At 45.0% G+C, this 502-nt stretch carries 1 pseudogene; it reads right to left on the bottom strand.

The features are described 5' to 3' along the window. Positions 1–502: pseudogene (locus R8N47_RS28720) on the bottom strand (AraC family transcriptional regulator); the annotation flags it as partial.

Here is a 502-nt window from a genome sequence, read left to right as displayed (position 1 = left end):
TGGTAATGCTCAGCCACTAGCTCATAGACTTTTTGTAGCCACCCATTTTCTGGACTGGCTTTTTCTTCGGCGATGTTTTCTGGCACAAATTCTGGTAAAACTTCCTCAACATGGCTCAACTCTTTTGCCATCGGCCAAGTAATCTCAATTTTATTCTGCGCATCAGAAGTGAACACCGCTAAGTGCCCTCCACTCACCGTAACCAGTTGCGAAAGATTGTCGATACTCAAGTCCACATTGTTATTCGCAGGACGACTTAGAGAAAGTTTATTTGGCAATTGCGTTCCGTAATCCAAAAAGCTGAGTGAGACAATGTCCCGTCCCTCTTCTAGCATCACTTTAACGGCTTGACCTCGGAAAGAGCGCTTGATGATGTTGGCAAAGATACTGTTGAAGATAACGTCCAGATTAAAACTCTCTAGAGCAATACGGCTAGACTTGTTCTCATCCTCTAACTCCACAGAGATCCCCGCTTTGGCAAAATCGTCTCGCCACACATCCA

It is taken from the genome of Vibrio sp. 2132-1 (genome assembly GCF_033344315.1).
This window is presented reverse-complemented; position numbering and strand designations above follow the sequence as displayed.